We start from the raw sequence: 19,913 nt of genomic DNA, 5'->3' as shown, positions 1-19,913 counted from the left end.
GCACGGGCCGGTCACCGCATATGACGTCACAAGCGGCGGACAGTTCAGCCAATCGACAAAAACGGTGGAAATTCGCCTCATTCGGTGACCGCTTCCTGGTTGCGGGAGGTCGTGACCAGGGGCCGGATGTGCTGATCCACGGCCTCGCGTGCCCGGAAGATGCGCGAGCGCACCGTGCCCACCGGGCAGTCCATGATGTTGGCGATGTCCTCGTAGGAGAGCCCATCGAGTTCGCGCAGTGTGATCGCCGTACGCAGGTCGTCGGGCAGGGCCTCGATGGCCTCGAAGACGGCCGCCTGCAGCTGGTCCCTGGCGATGGCCGCCTCGGGGGTCTCGATGTCGGCGAGCCGGCCGCTGTGATCGACCACCTCGGCATCGACGATGTCCAGATCGCTGCCCGGCGGACGCCGCCCCTTGGACACCAGGTGGTTCTTGGCGGTATTGATGGCGATGCGATACATCCAGGTATAGAAGGCGCTCTCGGCCCGGAACTTGCCCAGGGCCCGATAGGCCTTGATGAAGGCCTCCTGGGCCACGTCCTGGACCTCGGCCTGGTCGTGCACGTAGCGCCCGATCAGGCCGATGATCTTGTGCTGGTACTTCTTGACCAGCAGATCGAAGGCTCGGGTATCGCCCTTCTGGGCGCGTTCGACGAGTTGCTGGTCGGTCTCCCGGGTGCCCATTCAACGCCTCCCCATGGCGGGAGCTGGTGGCGACGCCGCCGTGGAACGTCGCGATGAGACTGGTGTCGCTTCCATATGTATCAACCTAGACCCTGGGATGTGCGTGTGCCGATGTGGCGGGAGCCCAAGTGTTCCCGTTTCTCCGGCATCCATCAAGCCGCCGTCCCGGCGATCGGACCGACACGGTGCCGTGCGGCACCGGCGCTGTGACAGGTCGGGCCGTCCACGGTTCCCCGGATCGATTGAATTTGCCAGGCGCGCGCGCGATAGTAGGTGTCTTAGACGATTCAGCGCTGACACGACTCCGATAGGTAACGAAGCACAATGTCCGAGCAACAGGTCAACAACCTCAACGTCCTCGCCGAGGACGTCCTCATCACCCCGGCCGATCTCAAGGGGGAGATTCCCCTCTCCGAGGAAGCCGAGCGCACGGTGATCGAGGGACGCGACACCATCCAGAACATCCTCGACGGCCGCGACCCCCGGCTGCTGATGGTGGTGGGGCCCTGCTCGATCCACGACGTGGACGCGGCCCTGGACTATGCCCGCCGCCTGCGCCGGCTCGCCGATGAGGTCAAGGATAGCCTGTACGTCGTGATGCGCGTCTATTTCGAGAAGCCGCGGACCACCGTGGGCTGGAAGGGCCTGATCAACGACCCCCATCTCAACGGCTCCTTCGAGATCGAGGAGGGCCTGCATATCGCCCGCAAGCTGCTGGTGGAGCTGGCCGAGCTGGGGCTCCCCCTGGCCACCGAGGCCCTGGACCCGATCTCACCCCAGTACCTCCAGGACTGCATCAGCTGGTCCGCGATCGGCGCCCGGACCACCGAGTCCCAGACCCACCGCGAGATGGCTTCCGGCCTCTCCTGCCCCGTCGGCTTCAAGAACGGCACCGACGGCAGCCTCGACGTGGCCGTCAATGCGCTGCAGTCGGTGGCGCATCCGCACAACTTCCTCGGCATCGACCAGGCCGGCAAGGTGGCGATCATCCGCACCCGCGGCAACGCCTACGGCCATGTGGTGCTGCGCGGCGGCAACGGCAAGCCCAACTATGACAGCGTCAGCGTGGCGCTCGCCGAACAGGAGCTGAACAAGGCCGGCGTGACCCCCAACATCATGATCGACTGCTCCCATGCCAACTCCAACAAGGATCCGGGGCTGCAGCCGCTGGTGCTGGAGAACGTCACCAACCAGATCCTGGAGGGCAACCGCTCCATCATCGGCCTGATGGTCGAGTCCAACATCGGCTGGGGCAACCAGAAGGTGCCCGAGGACCACAGCCAGCTGGTCTACGGCGTCTCCATCACCGACGCCTGCATCGATTGGGACACCACCGAGCAGTCCTTCAAGTCCATGAACGAGAAGCTGGCGCCCGTGCTCGCCAAGCGCCGCGAGGCCGCCTAACCGCCCTCTCCCCTTCGCTCCTCGCATGACACGGGCCCGCCCATCTCGGCGGGCCCGCGTCGTCCGTGACCCGGCATAGGGGCAAGACAGTCGGGCACCCTGGCCCGTTGCTGGGCTACGCTCTGAGGGACGACCATGACGTCTCGACGACAGGAAACGCGGCGATGCCCCGATCGGCCAGCGAGATCGCATCCTGCCGAAGCGTCGTCGACACAGAGCGAGGGCCATGGCCACGACGGTGACGGAAACAGGACGGCAAGCGCCGGCGGCGTGCGGCATGGCGATCCGCGTGCGCGGCCTGGTGCAGGGCGTCGGGTTCCGCCCCACCGTATGGCGCCTGGCGCGCGACTGCGGGCTCGTCGGCGAGGTCGGCAACGACGCCCAGGGGGTGTGGATCCACGCCTGGGGCGAGGCGTCGTCCCGTCACCGCTTCTGCCGGCGTCTGCGCGAGGAATCGCCTCCCCTGGCCCGCATCGAGACACTGGAGATCGAGCCCCTGGACGGGGCGCCGCCGAGCGCGGGATTCGCCATCGTCGACAGCCGAGGCGGGGACGTGCACACCGGCATCGTGGCCGACGCCGCCACCTGCGCCGACTGCCGTGCCGAGCTGTTCGATCCCGGGGATCGACGCCATCGCTACGCCTTCACCAACTGCACCCACTGCGGGCCGCGGATGTCGATCGTCCGCGCCATTCCCTACGACCGCGCCAACACCAGCATGGCCGCCTTTCCGCTCTGCGCACGCTGCCGGGCGGAGTACCGGGACCCGGCGAACCGGCGCTTCCATGCCCAGCCCAATGCCTGCCCCGAGTGCGGCCCCCGCCTATGGCTGGAGGGCCCCACCGGGGCTTCGCTCGATCCCGGCGAGAAGCCGCTGACCGCCGCCCGGCGCCGGTTGCGGGCCGGCCAGATCCTGGCCATCAAGGGGGTGGGAGGCTTCCATCTGGCCTGTGACGCCACCGACGCCGAGGCCGTCGACCGGCTTCGCCGGCGCAAGTGCCGCCCCGACAAGCCGCTCGCGCTGATGGCACGCGACCTCGACATGATCCGCCGCTACTGCCGGGTCACGCCCCGGGAGCAGGCGCTGCTGGAGAGCCCGGCGGCCCCCATCGTGCTGCTCGCCGCCGGGGGTGGCGAACGTCTCGCCGAGGGCGTGGCGCCGAGGCAGCGCCATTACGGTTTCATGCTGCCCTACTCCCCCCTGCATCACCTGCTGCTGGCCGACCTGGACGCTCCCATCGTGCTGACCAGCGGCAATCGCGCCGGCGAGCCGCCATGCATCGCCAACCAGGCGGCACGGGCCGGCCTCGTCGGGGGCGAGGTCCCGATCGCCGAGGCGCTGCTGCTCCATGACCGGGAGATCGTCGACCGCCTGGACGACTCCCTGGTACGCACGGTGGCCGGGGCGCCCGCCCTGCTGCGCCGCGCCCGGGGCTTCGCCCCGGCCCCGCTGCCGCTACCCGCCGGCTTCGCCGCGTCCCCGCCGCTCCTGGCCCTGGGGGGCGAGCTCAAGAACACCTTCTGCCTGTTGAAGGACGGCCAGGCCATCCTCTCCCAACACCTGGGCCGGCTGGACACCCCGGAGGGCGAGGCCGCCCGGCAGCAGACGCTGCGCCGCTACCTGCGGCTCTTCGCCCACCGCCCCGAGCGTCTCGCGATCGATGCACATCCCGACTATCGCCCCAGCCGCGCGGGACGCGACTGGGCCGCCGCCCACGACCTGGCGCTGGTGGAGGTCCAGCATCACCACGCCCATGTCGCCGCCTGCCTCGCCGACAACGGGCTCGATCGCGACACGCCGCCGGCCCTGGGCATCGCCCTGGACGGCACCGGCTACGGCGACGACGGGACCCTGTGGGGCGGCGAGTTCCTGCTGGCCGACTATCGGGGCTACCGTCGCCTGGCCAGCCTGATGCCGGTCGCCATGCCCGGCGGCACCCAGGCCATTCGCCAGCCCTGGCGCCTGGCCCACGCCCACCTGTGCCGGCTGGGCGACTGGCCCGGCCTGGCCGCCCGACACCGGCGACTGGCCTTCTTCCAGGCGCTGGAGGCCCGGCCCCTGGCCACCCTGGAGCGGATGATCGCGACGGGGCTCAACAGCCCGCTGAGCAGTGCCGCGGGACGGCTCTTCGATGCCGTGGCGGCCCTGCTCGGCCTGCGCCTGACGGTGAGCTACGAGGGCCAGGCGGCCAGCGAGCTGGAAGCCGCCGTCGAGGAGGGCGCCCTCGCCGAAGCCGGCTATCCCTTCGCCATCGTGCAGGACGAGGGGCTGCCGCGCCTGGAGCCTGGCCCGATGTGGCAGGCGCTGCTCGCCGATCTGGCACGCGGCGAGACCACCGGCATCATGGCGGCCCGGTTCCATACCGGCCTGGCCGAGGGCCTGGCGGCGATGGTCGAGCACCTGGCGAACCATCACGGCGATCGCTGGGGAGGACGCATCGCCCTCTCGGGTGGCGTCTTCCAGAACGCGGTCCTCGCTGAAGCGCTGGTGCCTCGGCTCGAGGCGGCAGGCTGGAAGGTGCTTCGCCATGCCCGGGTCCCCGCCAACGACGGGGGGCTGAGCCTGGGACAGGCGGCCGTCGCCGCCGCCCTGACGATCGCCGAGACGAAGGAGCCGAGCCCATGTGCCTAGGCATCCCGGGTCGTATCGTGTCGATCGTCGACGACGAGACCGACACCGCCCTGGTCGAGATCGCCGGCATCCGCCGCGCGATCAACATCGCCTGCGTGGTCGAGGAGGACGGGCGTCACGCCGACTGTGTCGGCGACTGGGTGCTGGTGCATGTCGGTTTCGCCATGAGCCGCATCGACGCCGAGGAGGCCGCCAGGACCCTCGAACTGCTCCGGGAACTGGGGGAGATGGACGAGGAACTGCGCCAGCCGCAGGCGTCCGCGAGACGAGGAGGCGAGCATGGCCGATGACGTCGATCCCCTGCGGGACCTCTACCCCTTCCTGCACGGGGAGCTCCAGGATGATGCGGGGGTTCAGGACGCCCTGCTGGCATCGGTGCGGGAGAAGGCCGACCATGGCGTCCAGGTCAAGCGCGAGTTCTTCGCCTCCCGGGGCCAGGCGGTGGTCGACGCCGCCCGCGCCATCGCCGGGGTCTACCGACGGGGCGGGCGAATGCTGACCATGGGCAACGGCGGCTCGAGCTGTGATGCCGCCCACTTCGCCGTGGAGTTCCTTCACCCTGTCACGGCCGGCCGGGCGGCGCTGGCCGCCATCCCCCTGGCCGGCAACGACGCCATGCTGACCGCCGTGGGCAATGACGTCGGCTTCGACCACGTCTTCGTGCGCCAGCTGCTCGCCCTGGCCCGCCCCGAGGACGGCCTGGTGGGCTTCTCCACCAGCGGCAACTCGCGCAACCTGATGCGCGCCTTCGCCCAGGCGCGGAAGCTGGGCCTGATGACCCTGGGGCTGGCCGGTGGCGACGGCGGCGAGATGGCACGCAGCGACGACCTCGACCACTGCCTGGTGGTCGCCACGGACAGCATCCACCGTGTCCAGGAGGTACACGTCGCGACCTATCACATCCTCTGGGACCTGGTGCATACCCTGCTGGCCGACCGCCGCGGCGGCCTGGAGGCAGGCCCATGAGCCGGCCAGGGAGGCGCTCATGAAGTTCGTCGACGAATTCCGCGATCCTGGCAAGGCCCGCGCCCTGGCCAGGCGCATCGACGCCCTGGCGGCCCGCAACCCGATCTGTCGCCGGCGCCCGCTGCAGCTGATGGAGGTGTGCGGCGGCCACACCCACACCATCTTCAAGTACGGCCTCGAACAGCTGCTGCCCGAGGCCATCGAGCTGGTGCACGGTCCCGGCTGCCCGGTCTGCGTGCTGCCCATGGGCCGGGTCGATGACTGCGTGGCGCTCGCCGAACATCCCAACATCCTCTTCACCACCTACGGTGACGCCATGCGCGTGCCGGGATCGCGCAAGAGCCTGATGCAGGCCAGGGCCGAGGGCGCCGAGGTGCGCCTGGTCTACTCGCCCATGGACGCCCTCGCCCTGGCCCGGGACCAGCCTGACCGGGAGGTGGTGTTCTTCGCCCTGGGCTTCGAGACCACCATGCCCTCCACCGCCCTGACGGTGCTGCGCGCCGAGGCCGAGGGGATCGACAACTTCTCGGTGTTCTGCAACCACATCACCATCATCCCCACCATCAAGGCCATCCTCGACTCCCCGGAACTCACCCTCGACGGCTTCCTGGGCCCCGGCCACGTCAGCATGGTCATCGGCGATGCCCCCTATGCCTTCATCGCCCGGCACTACCGCAAGCCGCTGGTGATCTCTGGCTTCGAGCCGCTGGACATCCTGCAGGCCATCTGGATGGTCATGGTCCAGCTCGACGAGGGACGCTGCGAGGTGGAGAACCAGTACCGGCGCGTGGTGCCCGAGGCCGGCAACGCGGCGGCACTGCGCGCGGTGCAGCGGGTCTTCCGGCTGCGCGAGTTCTTCGAATGGCGCGGCCTGGGCTCCATCGATCACTCCGGGGTGCGCCTGAACGAGGCCTATGCCCGCTTCGATGCCGAACGCCGGTACTCCCTGCCCAACCTCCGCATCGCCGATCCCAAGGCCTGCCAGTGCGGCGAGGTGCTCAAGGGCGCGATCAAGCCCCGTCAGTGCAAGGTGTTCGGCACGGCCTGCACGCCGGAGACCCCCCTGGGCTCGCTGATGGTGTCCTCGGAGGGGGCCTGCGCCGCCGTCTACCGATACGGCGACCCGGCCGGCCCTCCGCGCCGGGATCGCACCGAGGCCGTCGACGGCCTCGCCTCCCGCGACGCCGCCGACCATCCCGCCACGAGCCAGGAGAAGCCGACATGAACGACGCCGCCTCGACGCCCCTCTCGCCGATCGGCCGGCGCAGCGGCCGGGTCCGCGACGGTACCGTGACCCTCGCCCACGGCAGCGGGGGCAAGGCGATGCGCGACCTGGTCGACGACGTCTTCGTCGCGGCCTTCGACAATCCGGCCCTGGCCCCGCTGGAGGACCAGGCCCGCTTCGCGCTGGCCGACCTCGCCCGCGACGGCGATCGCCTGGCCTTCACCACGGATTCCTACGTGGTCGATCCGCTGTTCTTCCCCGGCGGCGACATCGGCGAGCTGGCGGTGAACGGCACCGTCAACGACCTGGCGGTGTCGGGCGCGCGCCCGCGTTTCCTGTCATGCGCGGTGATCCTCGAGGAGGGCTTTCCCGTCGCCGACCTGCGCCGCATCGCCGCGTCCATGCAGCGGGCCGCCGCCGCCGCCGGCGTCGCCATCGTCACCGGCGACACCAAGGTGGTGCCACGCGGCGGGGCGGACAAGCTGTTCCTCACCACCAGCGGGGTGGGCGTGATTCCCGCCGGGGTCCAGATCGCCGCCACCCGGGCGCGCCCCGGCGACCGGGTGCTGGTCAACGGTTGTATCGGCGACCACGGCGTGGCGATCCTCGCCGCCCGCGACGACCTCGCCCTGGAGGTGCCCGTCACGAGCGACACCCGGCCGCTGAACGGCCTGATCGATGCCCTGCGGGAAGCCTGCCCCGACGTCCATTGCCTGCGCGACGCCACCCGCGGCGGGCTGGCGACGGTGCTCAACGAGTTCGCCCGGGCGGCGGGGATCGGCGTTCACCTCGACGAGGCGGCCCTGCCCGTGCGCGAGACCGTCAAGGGAGTCTCGGAGATCCTGGGGCTCGACCCGCTCTATTACGCCAACGAGGGCCTCCTGGCGGCGGTCGTGCCGCCGGACCGGGCCGAGGCCGCCCTGGCGGCGATGCGGGCGCATCCGGCGGGGCGGGATGCCGCCCTGATCGGCGAGATCGACTCGGCCCCGGCGGGCCGCGTCATCCTGCACACCGGCTTCGGCGGAGGGCGTATCGTCGACATGCTGGTCGGCGAGCAGTTGCCCCGCATCTGCTGATCGGCGCGACGTTTCGGGAGCGCGAGGATGCATGAGTTGACCGTCGCCCGACGCATCGTCGAGGTCTGCGCCGAGCGCGCCGGCGAGGCCCGGGTGCGGCGCGTGACGCTGGAGGTGGGCACGCTCACCTGCGTGATGCCCGAGGCCCTGCGCTTCTGCTACGAGGTCGCGACTCGCGCCACGCCACTGGAGGGCTCCGAGCTCGAGATCCTCGCCTGCCCCGGCCGCAGCCGCTGCCGTCGGTGCGGACGAGAGGTGACGATGTTCGACCTGCTGGCCGCCTGCGAGTGCGGCTCGGTGGACCTGGACCCGCCGAGCGGCGGCGACGAGCTCAGAATCCGATCGATGGAGATCGAGGAGATGTCCTGATGTGCACGACCTGCGGTTGTTCCGACGGCGCCCTCCCCCGGCTGACCGATCCCGCCACCGGCGAGATCCTGACCCTCGATACCGCTGCGCCTCCGGGGGCTCGGGCGACCCCGCCTGACGGAGCTTCCGATCCGGCGGCGGCGGTGGCGGGGGCTCACGGCACCACGGTGCCTCTCGAGCAGGCGGTGCTGGCCGAGAACGACCGCCTGGCCGAACGCAACCGCGCCTGGCTCGCGGCGCGGGGCATCCTGGCCCTGAACCTGGTGAGCTCGCCGGGGGCCGGCAAGACCACGCTGCTCGAACGCACCCTTCGCAATCGGACGGACCCGCCGTCGATCGGGGTGATCGAGGGCGACCAGGAGACGCAGTTCGACGTGGAGCGCATCCGCGCCACCGGCTGCCGGGCGGTGCAGATCAACACCGGCACGGGATGCCACCTGGATGCCGACATGATCGCCGGTGCCCTCGACCGGCTGGCGCCACCGCCGGGATCGCTGGTGATGATCGAGAACGTCGGCAACCTGGTCTGCCCCGCCCTGTTCGACCTCGGCGAGGCCGCCAAGGTGGCGATCCTCTCGGTGACGGAGGGGACCGACAAGCCGCTCAAGTACCCTCACCTGTTCCGCAGCGCCCGGCTGATGATCCTCAACAAGATCGACCTGCTGCCGCATGTCGACTTCGACGTGACGGCGTGCATCGCCTTCGCCCGGCGGGTCAATCCCGACATCGAGGTGATCCCCCTCTCCGCCACTCGTGGCGAGGGCCTCGATGACTGGTATGCCTGGCTGAATCGGCAGCGGGACGACATCGCCGGGGGGCATCGGCCGGATCGCGGTGAACCGTCCGTGGCCCGGCCCCTCAGGCCCCGCGCCGGATGAGCTCGCCCGCCCAGGGAAGCGCCTCGGGATAGGCCTCGGCGTCCAGCACGAATTCCTGGCCTCGGGCGACGGCCTGCAGGGCGGTGTGCTCCGCCTGCCGCCGCCAGCGTGTCGGGTCGGCGTGATAGCTCAGCGGCGGCCGGCCCTCCCCCGGATGGAACCAGGACGGCAGCCTCCAGGCGGAGACCCTCTCGGCGTCCGGGGCCGTCAGCCGGCGCTCGGGGGAATAGCCGGGGAAGATCCCGGCGCCCGGCAACGTCGTGCCGAGTCCCTCGAGCTCTAGCCGCCTCCGGGCGAGATAGAGCACGTTGTGGAGGACGTCTCCCCGCTGCCGATGGGGATGATAGTCGGCCCAGCCGTAGGCACCGGCCGGGACGCCGTCCAGGGGCAGCACCTCGCCCACCTGCATCCAGCCCCAGAGCAGATGACAGGGCCGGGCGTCGGCCCCGAAGCGCCAGGCGCCGTCGAGGTGTTCGACGCGACGGAAGAGGCCGAAGAACAGGAAGACATCCCCCGGGCCGACGCCCTGATTGCGCAGGTGGCTCTGGGCCTGGCCCATCTGGCCGAAGAGCAGTCGCCAGCCCGGCCGGCGCGGCAGGCTGTCCGCCACGAGGTCGGGGTCCAGGTGGGCCCGGGTGTCGGGGGCGATCCTGCCGCGGGTCAGGTCGGCCACGAGGGGCCCCAGCGGCTCGCCCTGGTGGGTGATCTCGCCGTAGGGGATCACCGACCGCTCGTCCGGGATGGGCAGCGCGATCATCCGTCCGTCGGGCAGGATCGGGCTGGGCACGCCCCCGGCGGCCGTATCGAAGCCCTTGCGGCTGAGGATCAGCTTCATCTCGCGTCCTGCACCACTCCCTCGATCTCGCGGACGAAGGGCGGCAGGGCATCGAGCAGGGCGCGGCCGTATCGGCGAGTGAGGACTCGCCGATCGAGCAAGGTGATGCGGCCGCGGTCGGCCTCCTTGCGGATCAGCCGGCCGCAGGCCTGGACCAGCTTGATCGAGGCGTCGGGAACGCTGATGCGCATGAAGGGATTGCCGCCCTGCTGCTCGATCCATTCCGCCAGGGTCGCCCCCACCGGGTCGTCGGGCACGGCGAAGGGCAGTCGGGTGATGACCACATGGGTCAGGTAGTCGCCGGGCAGGTCGATCCCCTCGGCGAAGCTCGCCAGGCCGAAGAGGATGCTGCCCTCCCCCTTGTCGACCCGGGCGCGGTGGCGCTCCACCAGTTCGCGCTTGGGCAGGCGGTCCTGGGCCAGCACCCGCTTGCGGGTGGCATCGGAAAGAGCCCGCTCCACGCCACGCAGCTGGGCCCGGGAGGAGAACAGCGCGAGCACCGCCTCGTCCTTCCCCAGACTCTCGACGAAGTCGACGATGGCCCGCTCGTGCCCCTCGCGGTCGGCGGGATCCGCCGCCTCACGAGGCACGCTGAGCACCGCCCGGGAATAGTCGAAGGGGCTCGGCAGGCGCTGGTAGCGGTAACGGTTGGCCAGCCCGGCGCGTTCCTGGAGGCGCTCGAAACGGCCGAGCGCGGTGAGCGTCGCGGACGTCACCACGGCGCCATGGCAGCGCCCCCACAGCGACTTCGCCAGGGTGTGGGCGGCGGACACCGGACTCGCCGAGAAGGTCAGCTCCGGCTCGCCGCCGAAGCGTTCCAGGGTCAGCCAGCGGGCCCGGGGCGGCTCGCCCTCGGGATCCGGCTCGGCGAAGGCCTGCCACAGGGCGTGGGCCTCCAGCGCCCGACCATGGAGCAGCGCCACCAGCGGCAGCCAGGGCTCGGCCTGCTCCCGGGGCAGCCCGGTGGACTTCTCGGGGTCGAGGCTCTCGCGCAGGATGTCGGCCATGGACTCCATCGTCCGCGACAGCTCGGCGAACAGCGTCACCAGGCCGTCGGCCTGCTCGCGCAGGGCCTCCGGCACCCGGCCCATCTCGAAGCGGTGCTGGGCACCGTCCTCGCCGTCCCCCAGTCCTTCCGGGCGGCCGGCCAGCTGGTGGCCCAGGGCGAAGGCCTCGGCGAGCCGGGGCTCCACCGCTTCGAAGAGCTGGGGCAGGCTCGCCAGCAGACGGGCCAGGGTGGGCTGTACGGCCAGCGCCTGGTTGAGCTCGGTGAGCGACTTCTTGAGGGTCCGCAGCCAGCGCAGGCCGCCGCCCACCGCGAACCGATGGGTGAAATGGTTGAGCGCCTTGTCCGGCAGGTGGTGGCCCTCGTCGAAGACGTAGATGCAATCTCCAGGGTCCGGCAGCACCACGCCGCCGCCCAGGGCCAGGTCGGCCAGCACCAGGTCGTGGTTGGCGACGATGACGTCGGCGCTGTCCAGGTCGCGGCGGGCGCGGAAGAAGGCGCAGGCGCCGAAATGGCCGCAGCGGCGGTTGGTGCACTGGCGGTGGTCCACGGTGAGCCGGCGCCAGTGGCCGTCCTCGATGGCCTCGGGCCAGCTGTCGCGGTCGCCGGCCCAGCGGCCGTTGCCGTAGGCCTCGCCGAGGGACTGCACGAGCGACTGGAAGTCGTCGCCGCCGCTGTCCAGGGCCTGCTCGAAGAGCGACAGGGTGGGGTTGTCCTCGCCGCCGTCCATGGCCTGGTCGAGGCGCGCCACGCAGACGTAGCGCCCGCGGCCCTTGGCCAGGGCGTAGTCGAAGGCCAGGCCGCTGTGGGCCTTGAGCGCCGGCAGGTCCTGGTGCAGCACCTGCTCCTGCAGGGCCACGGTGGCGGTGGCCACCACCAGGCGCTTGCCGTGGGCCTTGGCCACCGGCAACGCGGCCAGCAGGTAGGCCAGGGTCTTGCCGGTGCCGGTGCCGGCCTCCAGCACGCAGACGTGCTCGTCGCTGGTGCGCCGACCGGCGTCGTCGGCCTCGATGCCCGCCAGGGTGCGGGCGATCTCGGCGATCATCAGCCGCTGGCCATAGCGCGGCGTCAGGTCGAGCCCCTCGAGGACCCGCCGATAGGCGGCCTGGATCTCGCCCTTCAGGGCCTCATCAAGCATAAAATTCCTAGCTGGAAGCCAGAAGCTGGAAGCTGGAAGTCACACCAGTGCCACTCGGAGGAGGCTCTGGCTTCCGCCACAGCCGGTGTTTTTCTCTTCCAGCTTCGAGCTTAAAGCTAAGAGCTTACAACAGTCCTTCGGGCGGATGCTCGCAGGGCAGCTTGTCGTTGATGAAACGCTCGATCTCCGGCAGGGAGAAGGCGTCCTCCTCGCCCACGAAGCTGATCGAGGTGCCCTTGGCGCCGGCGCGCCCGGTGCGGCCGATGCGGTGGACGTAGTCCTCCGGGTCCTCGGGCAGGGTATAGTTGATCACGTGGCTGACATCCTCGATATGGATGCCGCGGCCGGCCACGTCGGTGGCCACCAGCACCTGGATCTCGCCCTCGCGGAAGCGCTCCAGGGTGCGGATACGCTGGTTCTGGGGCACGTCGCCGGAGAGCATGGCGGCGTTGATGCCGGCCTTCTTGAGCAGCTCGTCGAGCTTGCGCACCAGGTCGCGGCGGTTGCCGAAGACCATCACCCGGTCGAAGCTCTCCTGCTGCAGGAGATTGACCAGCAGGCGCTGCTTGTCCTCGTCGCTGACCAGGTAGACCCGCTGGTCGATGTCCGCGGCATTGTCGACGGTGACCTCGATCTCGACGTGGGCCGGGTCATGGGTCCACTGGCTGGCCAGGTTGAGGATGTCCTCGGTGAAGGTGGCCGAGAACAGGAAGGTCTGACGCTCCTCCTTCTTCGGCGTATGGCGAATGATGCGCTTGACGTCGGGAATGAAGCCCATGGAGAGCATGCGATCCGCCTCGTCGAGCACCAGCACCTCGACCTGGGTGAGGTCGACGTCCCGCCGCTGGTGGAAATCCAGCAGCCGGCCCGGGGTGGCCACCAGGATGTCGAGCTTCTTGCCCAGTCCCTCGAGCTGCTTCTGGTAGTCCATCCCGCCCACGACGCTGGCGACGTTGAGCTGGGTGAAGCGCGCCAGTGCCTTGGCGTCCTTCTCGATCTGCAGCGCCAGCTCGCGGGTGGGAGCCACGATGAGTGCCCTGGGCGCGCCGGGCTTCTGGCCGTCCGGCGCCTCCTCCTCGAGGAAGTAGGCCAGGATCGAGATCAGGAAGGCGGCGGTCTTGCCGGTGCCGGTCTGGGCCTTGCCGACGACGTCGCCGCCCAGCAGGGTATGGCGCAGCGCCTCGGCCTGGATCGGAGTGCAGTACTCGAAGCCCTGGGCATGAATGGCGCGCATCAGCGGCAGCGGGAGATCGAAGTCATGGAAGCGCCACTTGCCCGCCACGGCGGGGACCTGGAACTGGCGCAGGTCCCAGTTCGACTGGCGACGGCGCGGCTTGCGGCGGCGACGCTTGGGCTTGCGGTTCTCGGTCTGGGCCGGTGCTGTGGTCTGATCCGACTCGCTCATAGGCTGTGCTGTCTCGTCCATGGGGTGGATGGAAAGCGTCGATGGGTGGATGCGTGACGCAAACGACCATTGTACCAGTCTCCGGCGCCGAGGGCGCGCCCACTGTCGAAGCGCCACCCCCGAGGCTGATAGAATGGCGCCCATTACCCAAGGAGCCTGCGTCATGACGCGCAAGAAGAAGACCCGCTCGCTGGCCGACAAGGTGACGATTCGCACCGGCCGGCGCAAGGACTACAAGAAGTGGCGCCACGAGAACCCCGACGAGGTGACCTCGTCGCGCCGCTACACCCAGAAGAAGCGCCAGCAGCGCAAGCTGCAGGCGGCCCGCAAGCTGGCCCGCCAGGAAGCCGGCCAGTCGATCGCCATCCATCCCGACAAGCCCCACGACAAGGACGACTGACCGATGCGCCTGGTGTCATTCAACATCAACGGCATTCGCGCCCGCCTCCACCAGCTCGAGGCGCTGATCGAGGCGCACCGGCCGGACGTGATCGGCCTGCAGGAAACCAAGGTCCAGGACAGCGAGTTCCCGGTGGCCGCGGTGGAGGCCATGGGCTATCACGTCTACTTCCACGGCCAGAAGGGCCACTACGGCGTGGCGCTGCTGTGCCGGCAGGAGCCCGAGGCCGTCTACCGGGGCTTCCCGGACGACGGCGAGGAGGCCCAGCGCCGGCTGATCGGGGTGCGCCTGCGCGGGGCGGACGGCGAGCCGCTGACCGTGTGGAACGGCTACTTCCCCCAGGGCGAGAACGTCGATCACCCGGTGAAGTTCCCCCACAAGCGGGCGTTCTACGCCCAGCTCCAGCGGCTGCTCGACGAGCACCACTCCCCCGAGGAGCGCCTGGCGATCATGGGCGACTTCAACATCTCCCCTGAAGACATCGACATCGGCATCGGCGAGGCCAACCGCAAGCGCTGGCTGCGCGAGGGCAAGACCAGCTTCCAGCCGGTGGAACGGGAGTGGCTCGAGGGCATCAAGGGCTGGGGGCTGACCGACAGCTACCGGATCTGTCACCCGGAGGTGGACGACCGCTTCAGCTGGTTCGACTACCGCTCCCGGGGCTTCGAACGCGACCCCAAGCGCGGCCTGCGCATCGACTACATCCTGGTCACCCCGGCGCTGGCCGAGAAGGTCCGGGAGGCCGGGATCGACTACGAGCTGCGGGGCATGGAGAAGCCCTCGGATCACGCCCCGGTGTGGACCGAACTGGACGACTGATTCCCCTCGGCGGAGCCGGCATCACCGGCCACTCCGCGGCCTTCCTGCCCCGGCAGGCTGGCCAGCCAGGCGGCGGCCTCCGGTTCGCCCAGTGCCAGGGCCCGCGAAAGGGCCCGTTCGGCGAGTGCCCACATCCCCCAGCCATGGGCCAGTTGGCCCAGCTGCAACCAATCCTCGCCGGCGTCGCTGCGCTCGGCCAGCCGCTCCCAGGCGGCCAGGGCCCGCTCGCGGTCCCGCGCCGCCTGCCAGGCTCGGGCCAGCAGGCGGCGGTTGGCCAGGTCATCGGCGAGCGTACCCTCCTCCAGGGCGGCGGCGAGCAGTTCGGCGGCGCGGGCCGGTGTACCGCCGGCCAGATGCAGGCGGATGCGCTGGCGGAGATCGTCGCGCCCGGCGAGCGCGCCGCGGCGCCATCCCGCCTCCCAGATCGCCGCCGCCCGGCCGGCGTCGCCCAGCCGCTGGGCCAGGGCCGTCGCCCGGCGCCAGGCTTCCGGATCGCCCTCGGCGCCCTCCAGCCGGCGCTCCAGCACGGCCAGCGCCGAGGCCACCTCGCCGGCGCGCTGCAGCACGGCGGCGGCGAGCGAGGCCTCCGTCTCGTCCGGCTCACCGCCGGCTTCCAGGGCACGCCTGACCCAGCGCGCCGCCCCCTCCCAGTCCGTCTCGGCGGCCAGCAAGCGTGCCATCAGCCAGTGATCCTCGGGCTCTCCGCGATGGCGGCGGAACCAGTCGGCGAGCAGCGTCCGGGCCCGCTCGGCCTGGCCGGCCCGCAGGCGTAGCCCGGCCTCCTGGCGCAACCAGCGGTCGGCCTGGGCGCGCTCGACGCCCTCGATCGCCCGAGCCTCGGCCAGGTGTCCGGCGGCGGCCGCGGCGTCGCCGCGACGCCCCTCGGCGGCGGCGGCGAGCTGCAGGTAGAGGGCGCGCGCCCAGCGGTCGGCGGCGTTGCCGCCGGCCAGGCGCTCGGCCTGGGCCAGGGCCCGGCCCCGCACGGTGTCGAGGTCCCCGGCCTGGAGCCTCCGTTCCAGGCCCTCCAGGTCGCGGATGATGCCGCCCGGCAACGAGGGGGCGGCCAGGGCGGGCCCGGCCAGCGCCAGCCAGGCGCCGGCGATCAGGCCGGCCAAGGGGAGACGTGGTGTCATGGCGGCTACCTCAACCGGAATTCCAGGCGTTGCCGTGCCAGGCGGCGCCCCTCGGCGGTGACGAACCGCCAGTCGGCGATGGCCCGGCGGGCGGCGCGATCGAAGACCCCGCGGGGATCGGCCTCGACGACCTCGATGCTGCCGCGCTCGACCCCGCCATCCGGGGCGATGATGAACTGCACCACCACATGGCCCTGGAGGCCGCGGCGACGGGCCCGGGCGGGATACTCCGGGGGCACGCGACGGGTCGCCTGGGCCGAGGTGCCCACGTCCACCGGCTCCCGGGCGACCGGCTCGGCGGTGGCCGCCGGGGGTGCGGCGGGCCGGGGTGCCGGTTCGGGGCTGGGCGCCGGGGCCGGCTCCGGCTCACGTTCCGGCCGGGGATCGGGCTCGGGCTCCGGCGGGGTCTCGGTGAGCTCCGGCAGGGCCTCGTCCAGGGGCACCTCCGGCATCTCCATGGGCGGCAGTTCAGGTTCGGGCAGGGCGATGGCACTGTCCACCCGTGGCGCCGGGGCCGGCTCGGGAGGTGGCGTGGGGGCGCTGGGCGGCGGGGGCGGCGCGGCGAAGGCCGGCTCCGGCTCCGTCGCCGGTTCGGCCGGCACTTCGGCGAGCGCCATGGTCAGCTCCTGGCGCGGCTCGGGTTCGGCCTGGGGCGGCACCACCAGGAGCGCCAGCAGCAGGAACAGCGCCAGCGTCAGCGTCGTGCCGGCGAGCAGCGAGACCGGCAGGCGCATCAGGCGCCGCTCCGCTGGGCGGCCACGGCCACCTGCTCGACGCCTTCCTCGCGCAGGCGATCCATCACCTCGATCAGCACGCCGGTGGCCGCCTCGCGATCGGCCTGGATCACCACCGAGCCGTCGTCGCTGACCAGGCCGGCCACCCTGGGGCCCACCCGGTGCAGGTCCACCGGCTCGCCGTCGACCCAGACCGCCCCTTCCGGGGTGATCGCCACCAGCACCTGGACGTCCGGGCGCGGGGTCGCCGCGCTGGATTCGGGGCGCTCGATCTCCACCCCGCTCTCCTTGATGAAGCTGGTGGTGACGATGAAGAAGATCAGCATGATGAAGACCACGTCCAGCATCGGGGTCAGGTTGACCTCGCTGGTCTCCTCGCCGGCGGCGGCCAGTCGGCGTCTACGCATGGGCGTCCTCCGCGGCACGGGCCAGGCGGTCGTGCAGCCGCTGGTCCTCGCGCCGGATGATGTGTTCGAGACGGGCGATGAACAGCAGGCCCACCACCGAGACCGCCATGCCGCTCAGGGTGGGCAGGGTGGCCCGGGCCACGCCGTCGGCCATGGCCCGGGCCTGGTTGACCTCGCTGACGGCCAGGCTGTCGAACACCGCGATCATGCCGGTCACGGTGCCCAACAGGCCCAGCAGCGGGCAGATCACCACCAGCAGCTTCAGCCAGGGCAGCGGGCCGCGCAGCCGGGCGATCAGCTCCCGGGTCCAGACCTCGCGCAGGGTCAGGGCGCTCCAGCTGACGTGGTCGGCCCTGGCCACCCAGTGGTCCACCAGGGCCCGGCGCGCCTGGCGGTAATGGAGGCGGAAGAACCACCAGCGCTCCAGGGCCAGCGAGAACAGCAGCACAGCCACGCCGACGATGACCACCAGGACGGGCCCCCCGGCCTCGACCAGCCGGGCCAGCGGCTCAAGCCAGGGCATCGGCATGGCGCGGCGCCACGGTCGGGGAGGCGGTTCGGGCGGCCTCCAGGGTGTCGGCGAGCACGGCGCTGGCCCTGCCCTCCAGGGTGCCGATCAGCGCCCGGCTGCGGCTGGACAGCGCCGTGTGGGCGAACAGCAGCGGCACGGCGGTGATCAGCCCGAGCACCGTGGTGACCAGCGCCTGGCTGATGCCGCCGGCCATCAGCTGGGGGTCGCCGGTGCCGAACACGGTGATCGACTGGAAGGTCACGATCATGCCGGTGACCGTGCCCAGCAGGCCCAGCAGCGGGGCCACCGCGGCGAGCATCTTGACCAGGCCCTGGCCGCGCTCGAGGCGCGGCTGCTCGGCGAGCAGCGCCTCGTCGAGACGCGCCTCCAGGGCCTCGGGGGCGTGGCCGGGGCCGAGGGCCTGGAACCGCTGGAGCGCCCGGCCCAGGGGGTTGTCGTCGCGCAGCCGTTCGAGGTCGCCCAGCTGGCGGCGCAGGGTCACGGTGACCCGCAGCAGGTAGAGGTACTGGCCGAGCGCCACCAGCAGGCCGCCGAGGCCCAGGGCCACCACCACATAGCCCACGGCGCCGCCCTGCCGGAAGCGCTCCCAGAGCGTCGGTTGCCGGGCCAGGGCCTCGAGGACCCGGCCATCGGTGGGATCGAAGGATACCACCTCGCCCTCGCCGTCCTGGAAGGCCCGCAGGCGTTCGGCCACCCCGGCCGGGGTATGCGGCAGCACCGCCAGGCGGCCGTCCTCGCCGGCGCGCTCCAGCAACCGGCCGTCGCTGGCCGCCAGCAGGTCGCCGAGGCGGATCACGGCGCGCTCGGCCACCTCGCCATCGGCCCCGGCCACCGGCGCCGTCAGGCCGACCACGCGGGCGGTCTCGGCGGTCAGGCCCATCAGGCTGTCGGCCAGGGTGGCGAGCTGCTCGGCGCGCAGGATGCCGTCGGCCGCCAGGCGCGGCGGCAGCCCGGCCTCGGCGCCCAGGGTCAGCCAGCCGGCGCTCAGGTCGTCGCGCAGCTCGCCGCTGACGCCGGCCACCGCGTCGAAGACCGCCTCGAGATCGCCGCCCTGCTCCTGACGGCGAGCCTGGAGAGCCTCGAGTTCGGCGGTCTGGGCCTGTTGCCGGCCATCCAGGGTCGCGCGGCGCTCGCGTACCTCGGCCAGCTCGGCACGGGCCTCGGCGAGGGCGGCGTCGAGGGCCTGCTCGTCGTCGACCAGTTCGGCCAGTCGCGCCCGGTCCCGAGCCTCGGCGGCCTCGCGCTCGGCGCGCAGGGTCTCGAGGGGAGCGTCCGTCGCCGCGGCGTCCTCCTGGGCCAGGACCGGCAGCGGCGTCCCCGCCAGCAGCAGGCCGGCCAGCGCGCCGCGCAGAATCGGCTTCAGGGTCATCAGGCGTCCTCCCCGGGCATCGAGACAGGTTGCGAGACGGGCAGGTCAAGCAGGGCCGGGGCGCGCTGCTCACGGGCGATGGCCAGCCCCTTGCGGACCTCGGCGAGGGCCGTCTCGTCCAGGAGGCGCCACTCGCCCGACTCGGCCTGCCAGACGCCGCCCCGGCGGCCGTCGGGAGTCAGGTAGTACCAGCCCACCCGGCCCAGGCGCAGGAAGTCCACCTCCCGGGGGGGGGCGCCGGGCAGCTCGCCGCGCCAGGCGTCGAGCTCGCGGCCGTAGTCGAGCTCGGCGCGCCAGGCGGCCAGCACCCGCTCCAGCTTCTCGGCGGTGTCGAGTTCCGGGTCGGCCAGCAGGGTCTCGAGGCTCTCCACCCGGGCCAGGCGCTCGTCGCGCAGGAAGGGCATGTCGCCTTCCACCCAGGCACGCAGGCGCTCGACCATGCCGCGCATCAGCCCCGGCAGGGCCTCGCGGGTCTGGGACAAGGTGTCCAGCGCCTCTCGGCGTTCGGCCAGGGTGGCGGCCTGGCGCTCGACCAGGGGCGCCAGCTCGGCGTTGTAGCGCCTCAGGCGCCGGATCTCCTCGCGGGCCTCGCGCAGGGCCTGGAGCCTGTCTCGCACCGCCTCGTCGGCGGCATCGATGCGCGCCTGCAGCTCGGCCTGGGTGCGCTGGGCGTCGAGGGTCTCCTCGCGCAGCGTCGGCTCGGCGGCCGCCGTGGTGGCCAGCACCAGCGACAGGCGGGCCAGGCTCCGGCGGATCCATGGATGTGGGTAGGGCACGCTCGTCTCCCGAAAGGTGCACAGGTGCGATGCACCCTACCCTGAACAAGAATAGTTATCAATATCTTGAGTCCGCCAGACGCGACAGGGCCGGCTCCCCCGCAAGGAAGCCGGCCCCGGGTCGCG

The 19,913-nt window shown here is 71.6% G+C and carries 20 protein-coding genes; 10 read left to right on the top strand and 10 right to left on the bottom strand.

Annotated elements, in window-relative coordinates:
• Positions 1 to 77: 77 nt before the first annotated feature.
• Positions 78 to 683, bottom strand: a complete 606-nt coding sequence (gene rpoE, locus BEI_RS06415; protein ID WP_097788736.1) for an RNA polymerase sigma factor RpoE — start codon at positions 681 to 683, stop codon at positions 78 to 80.
• 324 nt (positions 684 to 1,007) lie between these two features.
• Between rpoE and BEI_RS06410 the strand changes: the two genes are divergently transcribed.
• The 8 genes from BEI_RS06410 (at position 1,008) to hypB (ending at position 9,233) form a co-directional block, all read left to right on the top strand.
• Entirely contained in the window at positions 1,008 to 2,087 is a 1,080-nt protein-coding gene (locus tag BEI_RS06410) for a 3-deoxy-7-phosphoheptulonate synthase (protein WP_097788735.1), read from the top strand.
• Between the two features lie 277 nt (positions 2,088 to 2,364).
• Entirely contained in the window at positions 2,365 to 4,719 is a 2,355-nt protein-coding gene (hypF, locus tag BEI_RS06405) for a carbamoyltransferase HypF (protein WP_227644604.1), read from the top strand.
• Entirely contained in the window at positions 4,710 to 5,009 is a 300-nt protein-coding gene (locus tag BEI_RS06400; RefSeq protein WP_097788733.1) for a HypC/HybG/HupF family hydrogenase formation chaperone, read from the top strand. Before hypF ends, BEI_RS06400 begins: the two co-directional genes overlap by 10 nt.
• Positions 4,999 to 5,685 carry a D-sedoheptulose-7-phosphate isomerase gene (locus BEI_RS06395; RefSeq protein ID WP_097788732.1) on the top strand — a complete coding sequence of 229 codons (687 nt, stop codon included), beginning with the start codon at positions 4,999 to 5,001 and terminating at the stop codon, positions 5,683 to 5,685. Before BEI_RS06400 ends, BEI_RS06395 begins: the two co-directional genes overlap by 11 nt.
• 19 nt (positions 5,686 to 5,704) lie before the next feature.
• Positions 5,705 to 6,910, top strand: a complete 1,206-nt coding sequence (hypD, locus tag BEI_RS06390; RefSeq protein ID WP_097788731.1) for a hydrogenase formation protein HypD — start codon at positions 5,705 to 5,707, stop codon at positions 6,908 to 6,910.
• Positions 6,907 to 7,986 carry a hydrogenase expression/formation protein HypE gene (gene hypE / locus BEI_RS06385; RefSeq protein ID WP_097788730.1) on the top strand — a complete coding sequence of 360 codons (1,080 nt, stop codon included), beginning with the start codon at positions 6,907 to 6,909 and terminating at the stop codon, positions 7,984 to 7,986. Before hypD ends, hypE begins: the two co-directional genes overlap by 4 nt.
• Positions 7,987 to 8,013: 27 nt before the next feature.
• Positions 8,014 to 8,355 carry a hydrogenase maturation nickel metallochaperone HypA/HybF gene (locus tag BEI_RS06380; RefSeq protein WP_097788729.1) on the top strand — a complete coding sequence of 114 codons (342 nt, stop codon included), beginning with the start codon at positions 8,014 to 8,016 and terminating at the stop codon, positions 8,353 to 8,355.
• Positions 8,355 to 9,233 carry a hydrogenase nickel incorporation protein HypB gene (gene hypB, locus BEI_RS06375; RefSeq protein WP_097788728.1) on the top strand — a complete coding sequence of 293 codons (879 nt, stop codon included), beginning with the start codon at positions 8,355 to 8,357 and terminating at the stop codon, positions 9,231 to 9,233. The genes BEI_RS06380 and hypB overlap by 1 nt, the downstream gene beginning before the upstream one ends.
• On the opposite strand, the gene BEI_RS06370 is transcribed toward hypB, so the two are convergent.
• From BEI_RS06370 to rhlB, 3 genes are all read right to left on the bottom strand, one after another.
• Positions 9,214 to 10,068 (bottom strand): Nmad3 family putative nucleotide modification protein, encoded by an 855-nt coding sequence (locus BEI_RS06370; RefSeq protein ID WP_097788727.1) that lies wholly within the window; start codon positions 10,066 to 10,068, stop codon positions 9,214 to 9,216. The genes hypB and BEI_RS06370 overlap by 20 nt on opposite strands.
• Positions 10,065 to 12,212, bottom strand: a complete 2,148-nt coding sequence (gene dinG, locus BEI_RS06365; RefSeq protein WP_097788726.1) for an ATP-dependent DNA helicase DinG — start codon at positions 12,210 to 12,212, stop codon at positions 10,065 to 10,067. Before dinG ends, BEI_RS06370 begins: the two co-directional genes overlap by 4 nt.
• Before the next feature lie 124 nt (positions 12,213 to 12,336).
• Positions 12,337 to 13,617: an ATP-dependent RNA helicase RhlB gene (rhlB, locus tag BEI_RS06360; protein WP_097788725.1), complete on the bottom strand. Its 1,281-nt coding sequence runs from the start codon at positions 13,615 to 13,617 to the stop codon at positions 12,337 to 12,339.
• Between the two features lie 163 nt (positions 13,618 to 13,780).
• On the opposite strand from rhlB, the gene BEI_RS06355 reads away from it, so the two are divergent.
• Both BEI_RS06355 and xthA read left to right on the top strand, forming a co-directional pair.
• Positions 13,781 to 14,017 (top strand): hypothetical protein, encoded by a 237-nt coding sequence (locus BEI_RS06355; protein WP_097788724.1) that lies wholly within the window; start codon positions 13,781 to 13,783, stop codon positions 14,015 to 14,017.
• Positions 14,018 to 14,020: 3 nt separating this feature from the next.
• Complete coding sequence (gene xthA, locus BEI_RS06350; RefSeq protein WP_097788723.1) at positions 14,021 to 14,836, top strand: exodeoxyribonuclease III; 816 nt, start codon at positions 14,021 to 14,023, stop codon at positions 14,834 to 14,836.
• On the opposite strand, the gene BEI_RS06345 is transcribed toward xthA, so the two are convergent.
• From BEI_RS06345 to BEI_RS06320, 6 genes are read right to left on the bottom strand one after another with little or no spacing between them, the layout of a single operon-like run.
• Positions 14,803 to 15,969, bottom strand: a complete 1,167-nt coding sequence (locus tag BEI_RS06345) for a hypothetical protein (protein WP_227644602.1) — start codon at positions 15,967 to 15,969, stop codon at positions 14,803 to 14,805. The two genes, xthA and BEI_RS06345, sit on opposite strands and share 34 nt — an antisense overlap.
• Before the next feature lie 5 nt (positions 15,970 to 15,974).
• The gene (locus BEI_RS06340) at positions 15,975 to 16,703 is read right to left on the bottom strand and encodes an energy transducer TonB (RefSeq protein WP_097788722.1); all 729 of its coding nucleotides are present in this window, start codon (positions 16,701 to 16,703) and stop codon (positions 15,975 to 15,977) included.
• Complete coding sequence (locus BEI_RS06335; RefSeq protein ID WP_097788721.1) at positions 16,703 to 17,110, bottom strand: ExbD/TolR family protein; 408 nt, start codon at positions 17,108 to 17,110, stop codon at positions 16,703 to 16,705. The genes BEI_RS06340 and BEI_RS06335 overlap by 1 nt, the downstream gene beginning before the upstream one ends.
• Entirely contained in the window at positions 17,103 to 17,639 is a 537-nt protein-coding gene (locus BEI_RS06330) for a MotA/TolQ/ExbB proton channel family protein (protein ID WP_097788720.1), read from the bottom strand. Before BEI_RS06330 ends, BEI_RS06335 begins: the two co-directional genes overlap by 8 nt.
• Positions 17,620 to 19,011, bottom strand: coding sequence for a MotA/TolQ/ExbB proton channel family protein (locus BEI_RS06325; protein ID WP_097788719.1), 1,392 nt, complete (start codon positions 19,009 to 19,011; stop codon positions 17,620 to 17,622). Before BEI_RS06325 ends, BEI_RS06330 begins: the two co-directional genes overlap by 20 nt.
• A complete protein-coding gene (locus tag BEI_RS06320; RefSeq protein WP_097788718.1) occupies positions 19,011 to 19,787 on the bottom strand; it encodes a DUF3450 domain-containing protein in 777 nt (258 codons plus the stop codon). The genes BEI_RS06325 and BEI_RS06320 overlap by 1 nt, the downstream gene beginning before the upstream one ends.
• Positions 19,788 to 19,913: the final 126 nt, after the last annotated feature.

The organism is Halomonas beimenensis, assembly GCF_002549795.1.
In the GTDB taxonomy this organism is placed as follows: Bacteria; Pseudomonadota; Gammaproteobacteria; order Pseudomonadales; family Halomonadaceae; genus Halomonas; species Halomonas beimenensis.
The sequence above is the reverse complement of the archived record's forward strand: the minus strand, read 5'-3'. Positions and strand labels throughout refer to the sequence as shown.